General features: G+C 74.1%; 15 protein-coding genes. 7 read left to right on the top strand and 8 right to left on the bottom strand.

Annotated features, from left to right (window positions below):
• Positions 1-14 precede the first annotated feature (14 nt).
• The 6 genes from pstS to J3473_RS16690 form a co-directional block, all read right to left on the bottom strand.
• Positions 15-1145: a phosphate ABC transporter substrate-binding protein PstS gene (gene pstS, locus J3473_RS16715; RefSeq protein ID WP_030528469.1), complete on the bottom strand. Its 1131-nt coding sequence runs from the start codon at positions 1143-1145 to the stop codon at positions 15-17.
• A gap of 277 nt (positions 1146-1422) precedes the next feature.
• Positions 1423-2304, bottom strand: a complete 882-nt coding sequence (locus tag J3473_RS16710; protein WP_242525931.1) for an NUDIX hydrolase — start codon at positions 2302-2304, stop codon at positions 1423-1425.
• Positions 2305-2378: 74 nt separating this feature from the next.
• Positions 2379-4691 carry an RNA degradosome polyphosphate kinase gene (locus J3473_RS16705; protein WP_207025017.1) on the bottom strand — a complete coding sequence of 771 codons (2313 nt, stop codon included), beginning with the start codon at positions 4689-4691 and terminating at the stop codon, positions 2379-2381.
• Between the two features lie 52 nt (positions 4692-4743).
• Positions 4744-5838: an oxidoreductase gene (locus J3473_RS16700; protein WP_207025016.1), complete on the bottom strand. Its 1095-nt coding sequence runs from the start codon at positions 5836-5838 to the stop codon at positions 4744-4746.
• Positions 5839-6057: 219 nt separating this feature from the next.
• Positions 6058-6939 carry a mycothiol synthase gene (gene mshD, locus J3473_RS16695; protein WP_207025015.1) on the bottom strand — a complete coding sequence of 294 codons (882 nt, stop codon included), beginning with the start codon at positions 6937-6939 and terminating at the stop codon, positions 6058-6060.
• 1 nt (position 6940) lies between these two features.
• Entirely contained in the window at positions 6941-7648 is a 708-nt protein-coding gene (locus J3473_RS16690; protein WP_207025014.1) for a response regulator transcription factor, read from the bottom strand.
• A gap of 21 nt (positions 7649-7669) precedes the next feature.
• Here J3473_RS16690 and J3473_RS16685 point away from each other — a divergent pair, with 21 nt between their 5' ends.
• Positions 7670-7963 (top strand): MoaD/ThiS family protein, encoded by a 294-nt coding sequence (locus J3473_RS16685; protein WP_051750507.1) that lies wholly within the window; start codon positions 7670-7672, stop codon positions 7961-7963.
• A gap of 16 nt (positions 7964-7979) precedes the next feature.
• Entirely contained in the window at positions 7980-8933 is a 954-nt protein-coding gene (locus J3473_RS16680) for a hypothetical protein (RefSeq protein ID WP_207025013.1), read from the top strand.
• Between the two features lie 19 nt (positions 8934-8952).
• Here the strand turns inward: J3473_RS16680 and J3473_RS16675 are convergent, their stop codons facing one another.
• Entirely contained in the window at positions 8953-9324 is a 372-nt protein-coding gene (locus tag J3473_RS16675; RefSeq protein ID WP_030528477.1) for a DsrE family protein, read from the bottom strand.
• 12 nt (positions 9325-9336) lie between these two features.
• Between J3473_RS16675 and J3473_RS16670 the strand changes: the two genes are divergently transcribed.
• Entirely contained in the window at positions 9337-9846 is a 510-nt protein-coding gene (locus tag J3473_RS16670; protein ID WP_030528478.1) for an FABP family protein, read from the top strand.
• Between the two features lie 21 nt (positions 9847-9867).
• On the opposite strand, the gene J3473_RS16665 is transcribed toward J3473_RS16670, so the two are convergent.
• Entirely contained in the window at positions 9868-10935 is a 1068-nt protein-coding gene (locus J3473_RS16665) for an LCP family protein (RefSeq protein WP_242525930.1), read from the bottom strand.
• A 58-nt stretch (positions 10936-10993) separates the two neighbouring features.
• On the opposite strand from J3473_RS16665, the gene J3473_RS16660 reads away from it, so the two are divergent.
• The 4 genes from J3473_RS16660 to J3473_RS16645 all read left to right on the top strand — a co-directional run bounded on the left by J3473_RS16660 (position 10994) and on the right by J3473_RS16645 (position 14107).
• The gene (locus tag J3473_RS16660; protein ID WP_030528480.1) at positions 10994-11413 is read left to right on the top strand and encodes a Fur family transcriptional regulator; all 420 of its coding nucleotides are present in this window, start codon (positions 10994-10996) and stop codon (positions 11411-11413) included.
• The gene (locus tag J3473_RS16655) at positions 11410-12441 is read left to right on the top strand and encodes a folate-binding protein YgfZ (protein ID WP_242525929.1); all 1032 of its coding nucleotides are present in this window, start codon (positions 11410-11412) and stop codon (positions 12439-12441) included. Before J3473_RS16660 ends, J3473_RS16655 begins: the two co-directional genes overlap by 4 nt.
• Before the next feature lie 75 nt (positions 12442-12516).
• On the top strand, positions 12517-13377 hold the full coding sequence (locus J3473_RS16650; RefSeq protein WP_207025011.1) for a 3-keto-5-aminohexanoate cleavage protein: 861 nt from the start codon (positions 12517-12519) through the stop codon (positions 13375-13377).
• 229 nt (positions 13378-13606) lie between these two features.
• Positions 13607-14107 carry a DUF4395 domain-containing protein gene (locus J3473_RS16645; protein ID WP_207025010.1) on the top strand — a complete coding sequence of 167 codons (501 nt, stop codon included), beginning with the start codon at positions 13607-13609 and terminating at the stop codon, positions 14105-14107.
• The last annotated feature ends 124 nt before the right edge of the window (positions 14108-14231 follow it).

The raw sequence follows: 14231 nt of genomic DNA, 5'->3' as shown, positions 1-14231 counted from the left end.
CGGGCGCCGGTGGGTCAGGAGATCGCCGCGATGGCGGTCTGGACCTTCTCCTCGATGGAGGACGGGAGCGGCGCGTAGCCGATCTCCTCGAGGCCCTTCTGGACCTCCGGGTCCGCGAAGTGCGTGAGGAAGCCCTTGACCTTGGTGGCGGTCGCCGCGTCCTTGTACTTCGAGCAGACGATCTCGTAGGTGACGAGGAGGATCGGGTAGGCGCCGGCCTCCTTGGTCGCGTAGTCGAGCTTGAGGCGCAGGTCGTTGCCCTCGCCGTCGTTGGCCGCGGCCTCGAGGGCCTTGCCGACCGACTCGCCGGTCAGCTCGACGGCGCCGCCGCCGTTGTCGACCTTCGCGACACCGAGGTCGTTGTCCTTGGCGTAGCTCCACTCGACGTAGGTGATGCCGCCCTCGGTGGACTTGACGCCCTCGGCGACACCGGCGGACTTCTCCTTGCCCTCACCGGAGGCGGGCCACACCTTGGCCGGGTCGTAGCTCCACGCGTCGCCGGCCGCACCCGAGAGGTACTTCATGAAGTTCTCGGTGGTGCCGGACTCGTCCGAGCGGAAGAAGACCTTGATGTCGGTCGCGGGGAGGGTGACGCCGGAGTTGATCGCGGCGATCTTGGCGTCGTTCCACTTCGTGATCTTGCCGTCGAAGATCTGCGCGGCGACGTCCGGGGTGAGCGTCAGCGAGTCGACGCCGGGGACGTTGTACGCCAGGGCGATCGGGCCGGTGACCATGGGGATGTTCCAGGCGGGGGAGCCGCAGGTCTGGGCGGCCGCGTCCGTCTCGACGACGCCGTCCTTCTCCTCGGTCTTGAGCGCCGAGTCGGAGCCGGCGAAGTCGACCTGGCCGGCGATGAACTGCTTGATGCCCGCGCCCGATCCGGTCGGGTTGTAGTTGACGGTGGCGCCGGAGCAGGCCTCCGAGTAGGACGCGGCGGCCTCCTCGAAGGCGTTCTTCTGCGCGGAGGAGCCCTCGGCGTTCAGGGTGCCGTCGAAGCAGTCGGCGGACGCGGAGGAGGCAGCGGAGCTCGAGCCGGAGCCGGCGGTCGCGCCGGTGCCCGAGTTGTTGTCCGAACCACAGCCGGCGAGAGCGATGGAACCGACCAGGGCGAGGCTCGCGAGCTGGCCGAAGCGGCGGGTCTTCACAGGTGTACCTCTCGGAGGTCAAGGGGAGTCGTGGAGCCGGACACCGATGTCCGACGCTGAGGACGGTAGGGACGCCGGGTGACGCCGTGGCCCGTCACCGGTGAACGGGGCGTGAACAGCACCCGAGCATCGGCCGACGGGACGGTCAGGTCCCGGGGACGGATGCGTGTCGCGACGGGCGCTCCCGCGTCCCGCCCTCCTGCGGACGTGTGTGGAGAACGTCGGCATGCCGACGTTCTCCACACACGTCCGGGAGGGAGCGGGTGGGGCCCCCGTGTCAGGGGAGGTGGCGCTCGACGGCGACGACGCGGGCGGCCGGGCCGGTGCCGGCGACGTGGAGGACGAGGGCCTCGCCCTTGACGAGCTTCGCGTCGGCCGCGGCCGCCAGCAGCGCCCGGTCGGCGGCGGGGGCCGTGGCCGCGAGCGGCGCCAGCACCTCGAGGAGGGCCGGGAGCACCGGGCCGTGCGAGCAGAGCACCGCCGGCCGGCCGGCCTCGAGCAGCCGCAGGACGCGGCGGGGCGCCTTCGTGGCGTCCTCGTCGAACCCCTCCTCCGACAGCCCGGCGCGGGTGCGGACGGTCAGCCCGGCGGAGTCCGCGAAGGGCGCGACGGTCGCGACGCAGCGCACCGACGGCGAGCTGACGACCCGCCGTGGGGCGTACGCCCCGAGCACGCCGACGAGCGCCGACGCGCGCGCCACCCCGGCGGCGTCGAGCGGCCGCAACGTGTCGTCGCCGCCGGACCACGCCCCGCGCGCGACGGCGTGGGCGTGCCGGACGACGACGAGCGGCCAGGTGTCGAGCGAGCCGGCCTGGTGGTGGCGGACGAGGGCGCGCAGCTGCTCGCGGTCGCGGGCGTAGTCGAGCCGGTCGTGGGCCTCACGGGGGTCGAGCCACGCGACGTCGTCGATCTCGTTGACCAGCTCGCCGGTGCCGCCGACCACGCGCGCCGCCCAGTAGCGCACCACCTTGTCGGCGGGCCGGCCGTCCTTGTCGAGCATCGTGTAGCGGGCCTCGGGCAGCGGCACGCCGAGGCGCACCTGCAGCCCGGTCTCCTCCTCGGTCTCCCGGGCGGCGGCGGGCGCCCACTCCTCGCCCGGGTCGAGCTTGCCCTTGGCCCAGGCCCAGTCGTCGTAACGCGGACGGTGCACGAGGGCCACCTGGAGAGCGTGACCGCGCACCCTCCAGGGAAGGGTGCCGGCCGCCGGGATCGTCGTCGGCACGGTCGGGCCGCTCAGCGCCGGCGGGCCTTGCGGCGGCGCTTGGCGTGCATCTCGACCAGCGCGGTCTGGAGGTCCTCCAGCGGCTGGCCCTCGTCGTCGAGGTGGCGGCGGGTCCATCGACCGTCCGGGCCGAGGGCCCAGTGCGAGTACCGCTCCGAGGCACCGCGTTCCATGAGTGAGCGCAGGTCCTCGACGTGCCGCGGGTCGGTGAGCCGGACGAGCGCCTCGACGCGGCGGTCGAGGTTGCGGTGCATCATGTCGGCGCTGCCGATGTAGACGAGCGGGTCGCCGCCGCCGCCGAAGTAGAAGATGCGCGAGTGCTCGAGGAAGCGCCCGAGCACCGAGCGCACCTCGATCGTCTCGGACAGGCCCGGCACGCCCGGCCGCAGCGCGCAGATGCCGCGCACCCACAGCTGCACCCGCACCCCGGCCTGCGAGGCGCGGTAGAGGGCGTCGATGACCTGCTCGTCGACGATGGAGTTGACCTTGAGGCCGATGTAGCCGCTGCCGGGCTCGGCGCGCTCGTGCTCGATCTCCTGGTGGACGTGCGCGACGAGGCCCGAGCGGACCGAGCGCGGCGCGACGAGGAGGCGGCGGAACTTGCTGCGCGGGGCGATGCCCGACAGCTGGTTGAACAGGCGGCTGAGGTCCTCGCCGACCTGCTCGTCGTCGGTCAGCAGCCCGAGGTCCTCGTAGAGGCGCGCGGTCTTCGGGTTGTAGTTGCCGGTGCCGACGTGGCAGTAGCGGCGCATCCCCTCCGCCTCCTGGCGGATGACGAGGCAGAGCTTGGCGTGGGTCTTGAGGCCGACGATGCCGTAGACGACGTGGACCCCGGCGTGCTCGAGCTTGCGGGCCCAGGAGATGTTGTTCTCCTCGTCGAAGCGGGCCTTGATCTCGACGACCGCGAGCACCTGCTTGCCGGCCTCGGCGGCGTCGATGAGGGCGTCGATGATCGGGGAGTCGCCGCTCGTCCGGTAGAGGGTCTGCTTGATCGCGAGGACCTTCGGGTCGGCCGCGGCCTGCTCGAGGAGCGCCTGCACCGAGGTCGAGAACGAGTCGTACGGGTGCTGGAGCAGCACGTCCTGCTTGCGGATGGACGCGAAGATGTCGCGCGCCTTGGCCGACTCGGTCGGGGCGAGGTCGGCGTTGGTGCGCGGCACGAACGGCTCGAAGTGCAGCTCGGAGCGCTCGAGGTCGGCGATGACGTTGAGCGCGCGCAGGTCGAGCGGCGCCGGCAGCCGGTAGACCTCGGCGGCGTGGACGCCGAGCTCGCGGACGATGAGGTCGAGGACGTGGTCGTCGATGTCCTCCTCGACCTCGAGGCGCACCGGCGGCCCGAAGCGGCGCCGGGTCAGCTCGCGCTCGAGCGCGGTGAGGAGGTTCTCGTTGTCGTCCTCCTCGACCTCGAGGTCCTCGTTGCGCGTGACCCGGAAGGTGAAGTGCTCGCGGATCTCCATCCCCGGGAAGAGCTGGTCGAGGTGCGCGGCGATGACGTCCTCGAGCGGCACGAACCGGGTGTCGTACATGTCGGCCAGCGGTGACTCGTCCGGCCCGGGCTCGACGCGCACGAGGCGCGGCAGCATCGGCGGCACCTTGACGCGGGCGAAGTGCTCCTTGCCGGTGCGCGGGTTGACGAGGATGACCGCGAGGTTGAGCGACAGGCCCGAGATGTACGGGAACGGGTGCGCCGGGTCGACGGCCAGCGGGGTGAGGACGGGGAAGAGGCGCTGCGTGAAGACGTCACCGAGGCGCTCGCGCTCGTCGTCGGAGAGGGCGTCCCAGTGGACGATCGTCACGCCCTCGGACTCCAGCGCGGGGCGGACCTGCTCGGCGTAGACGCGGGCCTGCATCCCCATCAGCTCGTGCGCGACGAGGCTGATCTGCTCGAGCACCTCGCGCGGCTCGAGCCCGGAGGCCGACCGGACGGCGATGCCGGTGGCGATGCGCCGCTTGAGGCCGGCGACCCGGACCATGAAGAACTCGTCGAGGTTCGAGGCGAAGATCGCGAGGTAGCGGGCGCGCTCGAGCAGCGGCACGTTCTCGTCGCCGGCGAGCTGGAGGACGCGCTCGTTGAACTGGAGCCACGAGATCTCGCGGTCGAGGAAGCGGTCGGCCGGCAGGCCCTCGTCGTCGTCCGGCTCGGGGTGGTGCGCCCCGCGGACGAACCGTCCGTTGGCGCTGCGCGGCTGCTGCCGGGTCTCGGTGGCCGAGGCGCTCGCGATGGAGACCTCGCTGACGATCGCGCCCTCGGCCGACGCGTCGGCCGCGGCGTCGCGCGCCGTCCCGCCCTGCTCCTCGACGTCCACCGCCGTCTCGTCCGTCATGCGTCCATCCTGTCAGGTCCGCGCCCGGGCGGTCAGCCCGCTCGCGGCCGGTTCAGCGGATGGACACGCGCGCGACACGACCCTTGCCCCCGGCGGCCCAGCACGACCCGTCGGCGGTGCAGTCGACGGTGTGGAACCCGGTGTCGGAGAGCCGGTACCAGGAGCGGCCCGCATCGAGGGTGACGCTGACGCCGCCGACGTCGCCGCTCTCGCCGACGGTCACCGCGCCGCGGCGCACACCGGGGAGCCAGGCGACGTCCTCGCCGAGGTGCTCGAGGTCGCCCGCCGAGGTCCAGCGCCGGCCGTCGCGGCTCGTCGAGGTCGCATCGACGCCGTCGGCGGGGGCCGAGAAGTCGCCGCCGACCGCGAGACCGCCCACGCCGGGGCGCACCGCGAGGCCGAAGACCCCCGCGGCCTCACCGGCGGGGATGCGGGACTCGGTGGCCCTCCAGGTGCGACCGAGGTCACCCGAGCGGAAGATGCGCGCGCGCTCGCCGCCGCTGCCGAACCACGCCTCGTGGCCGGAGACGGTGAGGCACTCTCCGCTCGCGGAGAAGTTGGCCTCACCGGTGCTGTCGGGCATCCCCGTGCTCGGCAGGACGTGCCACGAGCGGCCGCCGTCGGTGGTGCGGGCGATGCGGAAACGGCCGTCGACCGGGTCGCTGACGGCGAGTCCGGTGCGCCCGCCGGGGAAGAACGCCAGGCAGTTGTAGAACGCGGCGGGCTCGGTGTTGCGGAAGTTCTCGGTCCACGTCCGGCCGTCGTCGCGGGTGCGGTAGATGCGTGAGGCCTCGCCCTCGCCGATGGCCAGCACGGTGACCGTGCCGCGGCCGGTGACCTCGACGTCGCGGAAGTTCAGGCCCTCGGTCTGCGGTGGCGACACGTCCACCCACGTCCGGCCGCCGTCGTGGGTGCGCCAGACCCCGCCCGTGCCGCCGGACACGCTGCCGCCGGCGACCCAGGCGGTCCGGCGGTCGACGGCGTCGAGGCCGCGGAAGGACTGGTCGGCGTCGACGACGCGGGTCGAGGTCGTCAGGTGCGGTGCGTGGCGTCCGTCGGCGGTGCCCGCGTGAGCCGGCGCGGCGGCGACGAGGGAGGCCGCGAGCACGGCAGCGGAGGCGAGGGCGGCGGGCAGCGTTCGGCGCATGCCGGCACTCTTCCCCCGCCGGGTGGGTCGCGCCACCCGGGCAGCCGACCCCCTCCGCGCGAGCAGCGCGCGCTACACCGCAGTAACTGCTGCTGTGGCGACACGTACTGCGGCGTAGCCCGCGCTGGTGTACCTCGACCGGGCGCGCGCTACACCGCAGTAACTGCTGCTGTGGCGACACTTACTGCGGCGTAGCCCGCGATGGAGGGTGCGCCGGGATCAGCGGGGGACGGTGTACTGCACGTCGACCGCGGCGTCCTCGAAGCCGAGGCGCGCGTAGGTGCGGCGCGCGGCGGTGTTGTCGCCGTCGACGTAGAGCTCGACCTCGGCGAGGCCGCGCCTGGCCAGGTGCGCCGTGCCGAGGCGGGTCAGCGGACCGCCGAGGCCGTGGCCCTGCTCGGCCGGGTCCACTCCGACGACGTAGACCTCTCCTGATGTCGAGCCGGGCTCGACCTTGGTCCAGTGGAACGCCACGACCCGCCCGTCGCGCTCGACGAGGATGAACCCCGCGGCGTCGAACCAGTCCTGCTCCATCCGCTCGTGCAGGTCGGCCACGGTGAGCCGGCCCTGCTCGGGATGGCTCGCGAACGCCGTGGCGTTGAGCGCGACCCAGGCCTCGTCGTCGCGCCCGGGCTCGAAGGCGCGAGCGGTGTACCCGTCGGGGAGCTCGGGGTCGGCGGCGTCGTCGGAGGTCAGCGGCCGCGCCATCCGGAACAGCTCGCGGGTGCGCTCCAGCCCGGCGGACGCGGCGAGCGCGCCGGCGGCCGGCAGGTCGCCGTGCGCCCAGACCGACCGGGCGCCCCCGGCGAGCGCGGCGTCGAGCAGCGCCCGGCCGTGGCCCGCGCGCCGGTGCGCCGGGTCGACGACCAGCTCGGCCACCGCGTCGTCGGTGCCGGCGGATGCGACCTGCGCGTACCCCACGACCTCGTCGCCGTCCGCGCGGACGAGGTGCACGACGCCGTCGCGCGCGGGCCCGACCGCGAGCCGGAACGCCTCCGAGACCGCGCCGACCCCGTCGGCCTCCTCGGCCCGCGCCCACAGCGCGCGCAGCCGTGCGGCGAGGTCGCCGTCGATCGCCTCCAGCCGGTCCGTCGACCCCACGTCAGCCCTCGACCTCCTCGAGCTCGTCGTCGGCGGCCGCGGCCTCCGGGACGAAGCGGTAGCCCACGTTGCGCACGGTGCCGATGAGCAGCTCGTGCTCGGTGCCGAGCTTCGCGCGCAGCCGGCGGACGTGGACGTCGACGGTGCGCGTGCCGCCGAAGTAGTCGTAGCCCCAGACCTCCTGGAGCAGCTGCGAGCGCGTGTAGACGCGGCCCGGGTGCTGCGCGAGGTACTTGAGGAGCTCGAACTCCTTGTACGTGAGGTCGAGCAGCCGGCCGCGCAGGCGCACGGAGTACGTGGCCTCGTCGATGACGAGCGCGCCGGCGGTGATCGGGCCCGCCTCGTCGTCGGCGGTCTCGGCGCGGCGCCCGAGGGCGAGCCGCAGCCGGGCCTCGACCTCGGCGGGGCCGGCGGTGTCGAGGAGGACGTCGTCGACGCCCCACTCGCTCGTCAGCCCGGCGAGGCCGCCCTCCGTGACGACGGCGAACAGCGGCCCGGACACGCCGGTCGTCGTGAGGACGCGGCAGAGCGAGCGGGCCATCGCGAGCTCGCGGCGGGCGTCGACGAGGACGGCGTCCGCCTCCGGGGCGTCCACCAGCGCCGACGCCTCGGCCGGGAGGATGCGAACATGGTGGCTGAGCAGCCCGAGCGCCGGGAGCACCTCGGCCGCGGGGGCCAAAGTGTTCGTCAACAGCAGCAGGTGGGCCATCGCCCCACAGGATAGGCGGTCATGGACGCACGGCACGGGGCCACGGCTCCTCTTGGGACAGGCGCCTCCTCCACGGCGGTCGTCACGGTGCGCTACTGGGCCGGGGCCCGGGCCGCCGCGGGTGTCGACGGCGAGGACGTCGCCGCGCCCGCCACGGTGGGCGAGCTGACCACGGCTCTCGGGCAGGCCCGCCCGGCACTCGCCGCCGTGCTGCCGGTCTGCTCCGTGCTCGTCGACGGGCTCGCCGCCTCCGGCGACGACCCGTTGCCGCCCGGGGCCACGGTCGAGGTGCTCCCGCCGTTCGCCGGTGGGTGATGCGAGGATGCCGGGCGTGGACGAGCACCCGGACGGCGCAGGCGCCGAGGCATCCGACGCGCCCGTGACGATCGACGAGGCCGTCGGGAGCGACGCGGTGCTCGAGGGCCCGGAGGCCCCGGACGGCTCGGACCCCTCCGGCGCGCCCGCCGCCGAGACACGCGCCTCGCGCCGCGCCCGGCTCGAGGCCCTCCGCCGCCACCCGGTGCTCCCGGAGATGGCGACCGTCGTGCGTCCCGTCGTCGTGGCCGTCACCGTCGTGCTCGCCGCCCTGCTCGTCCTCGCGCTGCGCACCGACGCGGTCGTCCTCGCCGGCGGCCTCGCGTGGACCGGGCTGGTCCTCGCGTGGGGATGGCCGCGACTGCTCGGCAGCTCGAGCCGGTTCGGCTCCTCGCTCGCCGTCGGCGTGGCGGGGGTGCTCGCGCCCGCCGCCGGGGCCGCGACCTCCGACGAGCCGTGGCTGCGCCTCGTGCCGGTCGCGCTCGCCATCGCGCTCGGCGTGATGTTCGTCCACCAGATCGTCCGCCGCGACGGCCGGCCCCGCCTCACCGAGTCGATCGGGGTCACCGCCTTCGGGCTGGGCCTGGTCGCGGTCGGCACCACGTGGCTGCCGCTGGCCCGCTCGGCGCGCGCGACCGACCTCGCCACGGTGGCCCTCGTGGGGGTGGCCGTCGGGGCGCTCGCCGACCTCGCCGCCGGGACCAAGCCGCTGCGCGGCTGGCTGCTCCCGCTCTCCATGGTGCTGGGTGGGGCGGGCGCGCTCGTCGCGGCGAGCCTCCTCGGCGGACCGAGCGCGGGCACGGCCGCGACCGTCGGTGTCCTCTGCACCGCCGTCGCCCACGCGCTGCGCCGCACCCTCGTCGTGCTCCCGCCGGTCACCGCCGTGCGCTGCCAGCTGGCGACGGGGGCCGCCTCGCTGCTCGTGCCGGGCGTCGTCGCCTACGGCCTCTCCCTCTGGCTCGTCGGCTGACGGCTGCGGCCGGCCCGGGTCAGTAGACGAGCGCCCGGGTCGCGGGGGCGACGACCTCCTCGACGAACGCCGCGGCGCCCCGGACCGTCGCGCCCGGCAGCAGGTCGGCCTCGGTGAGCCCGCGGCGGGCCGCGCACTGCCCGCACACCGTCATCCGGCCGCCCGCGAGCACCGCGTCGCGCAGCTCGGCGAGCGGGGCCGAGTGCGGCAGGTCGACCTCCTCGGCGCGGCCGGGCACCGCCATCCAGGCGGCGTCGCCGGTCAGCCACAGGCTCACCTCGAGCCCGGAGGCGAGGGCGGTGGCCGCGACGGTGAGACCCTGCGCCAGCCGTTCGGGGGCCTCCGGCCCGCACGTGACCTTGACGACGAGGGTGCGCGCGGCGTCATCCATAGACTGGACCCTATGGTCTTCACGCTCGACACCTCCCTCCACGAGGATCTCGCCCCGCTCGCCTGGCTCGTCGGCACCTGGGCGGGGGCCGGCCTCGTCGGCTACCCGACGATGGAGTCGCAGCGCTTCGGGCAGGAGGTCGTCTGCAGCCACGACGGCCGCCGCTTCCTGCGGTGGGACTCGCGCACCTGGCTCCTCGACGACGACGGCAACCAGGTCCGCCCGCTCGCGACCGAGACCGGCTTCTGGCGCCCGGTCACCGGCGCCACCGACGGCACGAACGTCGAGCTGCTGCTCGCCCACCCCACCGGTTTCGTCGAGATGTACGCGGGCGTCGCCGAGCCGGCCAAGGTCGAGATCCGCACCGACGGCGTGATGCGCAGCCCCGACGCCAAGGAGTACAGCGCGGCGCACCGGCTCTACGGGTACGTCAACTCCAACCTCATGTGGGTCATGGACATGGCCGCCGTCGGGCAGCCGCTCCAGTCGCACGTCTCGGCGGAGCTCAAGCGCGTCGAGTGAGCGCCCGGCCCCGCCGGGGCGTCACGGGGTGACGAAGACGTCGAGGTAGTCGTCCATCGTGTCCTCGCGCAGCGCCTCGCCGAGCAGGGCCATCCCCTTCTCGTCGACGATGTCGATGCTGCCCGCCGTGGGGTCGGTGCCGAACCCGGTGAACGGCGCGGTCGCGAAGACGACGTCGGAGCCGCGGATGTCGCGCAGCTCGAGGGCGTAGTCCTTCATCGTCCCGACGCTCAGTCCGCGGTCGACGACGAGGTTCTTCGTCGCGGCGTCGGTGAACCGGGCGATCGCGAGCGGGTTGCGGACGGTCTCGGCGCTCGTCGCCTTGAGCAGCAGCGCCTTGACGAACGCCATCTGGCGGCGGCCGCGGGAGATGTCACCCTCGCTCAGCTGGTAGCGCTCCCGGACGAAGGCCAGCGCCTGCTCGCCGTTCAGCTCGTTCCACCCCTTCTTGATGGCCAGGCCGCCGTTGCCGGTCGCGGAGTTGCCCTCCTCGGCGTAGACGCGCACGCCGCCGACGGCGTCCGTCATGCCCTTGAAGCCCTCGAAGTCGGTGCGGGCGACGTGGTCGATCTTGATGCCGACGAGGTCCTGGATGGTCTCGACGAGCAGCGGCTCGCCGCCGAAGGCGTACGCGGCGTTGATCTTGTTCTTGCCGTGGCCGGGGATGCTGACGAAGAGGTCGCGGGGGAAGTGGACCATCTGGATGGTCTGCGGGTCCTTGGGCACGTGGACGAGGACGATGACGTCGGCGCGACCGCGGTCGGCGCCGCGGCTGTCGGAGCCGACGAGGAGGAAGTTCGTCCCCTTGTCGGGGCCGATCGTGATGGGCGTGCCGTCGGCGGCGACGGTGGGCGGCGCCACGGTGGGCAGGAGGTCCGCCTGCGTGACGTTGTCGGAGACGCGCCAGCCGAGGTAGCCGACGAACCCGCCGACCACGAGGACGACGAGCAGCACGAGCACGCCGAGGACGGTGAGGACCCGGCGCAGGCGGCGGCGGGGCGGACGGCCGGCGCCGTCCTCCCGGGTGTCGTCGGGGGTCTCGGGGCGGTCGTCACCGAACCCGAGCAGGTCGAGGTTCTGTCCGCTCACCGGGTCAGTGTAGGAAGGCCCGCTGGGTCGCGTCGGGAGGTCGGCCTACATTGGAGGGGTGAGCGACCTCGGTGAGCGCCTGCGGGCGCACGGCAAGCGTCTGACGACGCAGCGTGAGCGCGTGCTCGCGGCCGTGGGCCGGCTCGGGCACGGCACCCCCGACGAGGTGGCCGACGCGGTCGCCGCCGACGGGGGCGGCGCCGTGCCGGTCTCGACCGTCTACCGCTCCCTCGACGCGCTCCAGGAGCTCGGGCTCGTCGCCCACACGCACGTCGACCACCGCAGCCCCAGCTACCACCTGGCCGAGCACGCGACCCACCTCCACCTCGTCTGCCGCGGCTGCGGCTGGGTCGGCGAGCTGCCGCTCGACGTCGCCGACGAGCTGGTGGCCCGGGTCGACGACCGGCTCGGTTTCGCCGCCGACGTCGGCCACGCCGCCGTGCACGGGCTGTGCCGCACCTGCCGGGAGGACCCGTGACCGCATCCGTCCAGACCACCCGCTCCCCGCTGCTCGACCGCCACGGCGCGGTCGAGGGCGAGGGGCCCGACGCCGGGGTCGCCGCCCACTACGGCGACCCGATGCGCGAGCAGCGCCTCCTCACCGAGGGGCTCGCGGTCGTCGACCTGTCGCACCGCGGTGTCGTCACCGTCACCGGCTCCGACCGGCTCACGTGGCTGCACTCGATGACCACCCAGCAGCTGACGGGGCTGCCGCCGCGCACCTCGGCCGAGTCGCTCGTCCTGTCGCCGAAGGGTCACGTCGAGCACGCGCTGCACGTCGTCGACGACGGCACGACGACGTGGCTGACGCTCGAGCCCGGCACCGCGCCGGCGCTCGTCGCGTGGCTGGAGTCGATGCGCTTCATGCTGCGGGTCGAGGTCGCCGACGTCAGTGACGCCTGGGCGGTGCTCGGCGAGCCGGTCGGCACCGAGTCGGCCGAGGGCGAGCCGCTGGCCTGGGTCGACCCCTGGCCGCGCCTCGTCGGCGACACCGTTGCGTACGGCCCGGTCGAGGGTCACGCGGGGGAGGGGCGCGCCTGGCGCGAGCTGCTCGTGCCGCGCGACGGGCTCGAGGCCGCCGTCGGCGACCGCCCGCTCGCCGGGACGTGGGCGGCCGAGGCCCTGCGCGTCGCGGCGTGGCGTCCGCGCCTCGGCCACGAGACCGACCACCGCACCATCCCGCACGAGGTCGACTGGCTGCGCACCGCCGTCCACCTGCACAAGGGCTGCTACCGCGGCCAGGAGACGATCGCCCGGGTCCACAACCTCGGGCGGCCGCCGCGCCGCCTCGTCTTCCTGCACCTCGACGGGTCCGGGCACGTGCTGCCGGCCGTCGGGTCGCCGCTGAGCCTCGACGGTCGTGAGGTCGGCCGGCTGACGAGCGTCGCGCGCCACCACGAGGACGGGCCGGTCGCGCTGGGGGTCGTCAAGCGGTCGGTCGCCGAGGACGTCGATCTTCTCGTCGACGGCATCTCGGCCGCACAGACGGTCGTCGTCCGCGGCTGATCGCCGAAGATCCTCCGGCGCACCGTGGCGGCGACCGGATGGCGCGCGGCGTCCCCCGCCTGACAGGATGGCGGCATGACGACGCCGTCCGCCGGGGTGACCGGCACGCTCATCACCGTCGCGCCGACCGGCGCCGAGCACGCCAAGGCCGACCTGCCGCAGCTGCCGACCACCCTCGACGAGGTCGTCGAGACGGCCCGGCGCTGCGAGGCCGCCGGCGCGTCGCTCGTCCACCTGCACATCCGCGACGCCGAGCACCGGCCGACCCTCGACGGCGGGTACCTGCGCGCGGCGGTCGAGGCGCTGCGCGAGGCCACCGACCTCGTCGTCCAGCTCTCGACCGGCGGGTCCGTGCACGACCCCCTGGAGCAGCGGCTCACCGTGCTCGACGCCGAGCCGGACTCGTGCTCGCTCACCTGCGGCACGACGAACTTCGGCGACGACGTGTTCCTCAACCCGTGGGGGTTCATGAGCGACCTCTACGTGCAGGCACAGGAGCGCGAGGTCGTCCCCGAGTTCGAGCTCTTCGACCTCGGCCACGTCCACGCGCTCGCCCGCCTGCTCGACACCCACGGCCTGCCGTACGGCGGCAAGGTGCACGTCGACTTCGTGACCGGCGTGCCTGGCGGGATGCCCGCGACGACGGCCGCGCTCATGGCCGGGGTCGCGATGCTGCCCGCCGAGGTCACGTCCTGGTCGGCCACCGGCATCGGCCGCGGCCACCTGCCGGTCATGGCGGCGGCGCTGTCGGCCGGCGGCCACCTGCGCGTCGGGATGGAGGACAACGTCGTCTACCGGCGCGGGCAGGTCGTCCAGCACAACGACGAGCTCGTCTCGCGGGCCGCGGAGCTGGCCGCGACGATGCAGCGCCCGGCGCTCTCGACGGACGAGGCCCGCACCCTGCTCGGCATCAAGGAGCGCCGCCCCGGCCGTTGACCGCGCGCGCCCCGTCCACCCGTCCCCGCCCCGCGCCTCCCCTCGCTCCCTTCCGCGAACGTGTGTGAAACCGCCGGTACCGCCCGGCGATTTCACACGCGTTCGCGGATGGTCGGGGCGGGGTGGGGCGGCGCGGGTCTCGGGGGTTCGGGGGGTTTCGGGGTCCGAGGGATGGACCGGGATCGCCGGTCGCGGAATGCCGACCGCATAATCCGGTGTTATGGCGACCATGCGTTCACTGATCGGTTTCCCGGCGATCGTCAACGAGAAGGCCGCGCGCGCCGTCGCCGCCCAGGTCGTGCTCGTCGCCGTCGTCGCCCTGGCCACCGGGTGGCTCTGGCTGACCGCCGTCCTCGCCGTCGGGTTCGCCCTCCGGGTGGCCTCCGGGCCGCGGTTCGACCCGTTCGGCCGCCTCGCCACGCAGCTCATCGCCCCGCGCCTCGGTGAGCCCCGGATGGTCTCCGGCGCGCCGAAGCGCTTCGCGCAGGGCATCGGCCTCGCGTTCACCCTCGCCGGCACCGTGGCCCTCGCGCTCGGCGCGCCGGTCGTCACCGTCGTGCTGCTGTCGGTCCTCATGGTCTTCGCCGCGCTCGAGGCCTTCGTCGGCTTCTGCGCCGGCTGCTTCGCCTTCGCGCAGCTGATGCGCCTCGGCGTCGTCTCGGACGACACCTGCGTCGAGTGTGCGGACATCTCGCTGCGTCGCCACCGCCACGAGGCCGCCGCCGCCTGACGCTCGCCTCCTCCTTCTCCGAACGTGTGTGAAGAACGTCGGCCTGCCGACTGTCATGTGCCAGGACATCGCTGACACAAGTGTCATCGTGGGCCTGACAGTAGGGACTTTCGGGGGCGGCCGG

The organism is Phycicoccus sp. DTK01 (assembly GCF_017312765.1).
GTDB classification, from domain to species: Bacteria; Actinomycetota; Actinomycetes; order Actinomycetales; family Dermatophilaceae; genus Phycicoccus; species Phycicoccus jejuensis.
The sequence above is the reverse complement of the archived record's forward strand: the minus strand, read 5'-3'. Positions and strand labels throughout refer to the sequence as shown.

What these genes read in the sequence shown, in the direction of transcription:
- J3473_RS16675 (WP_030528477.1), bottom strand. Translation starts at nt 9,324, where the DNA reads ATGGATGACGCCGCGCGCACCCTCGTCGTCAAGGTCACGTGCGGGCCG.
- J3473_RS16685 (WP_051750507.1), top strand. Translation starts at nt 7,670, where the DNA reads ATGGACGCACGGCACGGGGCCACGGCTCCTCTTGGGACAGGCGCCTCC.
- J3473_RS16705 (WP_207025017.1), bottom strand. Translation starts at nt 4,691, where the DNA reads ATGACGGACGAGACGGCGGTGGACGTCGAGGAGCAGGGCGGGACGGCG.
- J3473_RS16645 (WP_207025010.1), top strand. Translation starts at nt 13,607, where the DNA reads ATGCGTTCACTGATCGGTTTCCCGGCGATCGTCAACGAGAAGGCCGCG.
- J3473_RS16700 (WP_207025016.1), bottom strand. Translation starts at nt 5,838, where the DNA reads ATGCGCCGAACGCTGCCCGCCGCCCTCGCCTCCGCTGCCGTGCTCGCG.
- J3473_RS16650 (WP_207025011.1), top strand. Translation starts at nt 12,517, where the DNA reads ATGACGACGCCGTCCGCCGGGGTGACCGGCACGCTCATCACCGTCGCG.
- J3473_RS16690 (WP_207025014.1), bottom strand. Translation starts at nt 7,648, where the DNA reads ATGGCCCACCTGCTGCTGTTGACGAACACTTTGGCCCCCGCGGCCGAG.
- J3473_RS16670 (WP_030528478.1), top strand. Translation starts at nt 9,337, where the DNA reads ATGGTCTTCACGCTCGACACCTCCCTCCACGAGGATCTCGCCCCGCTC.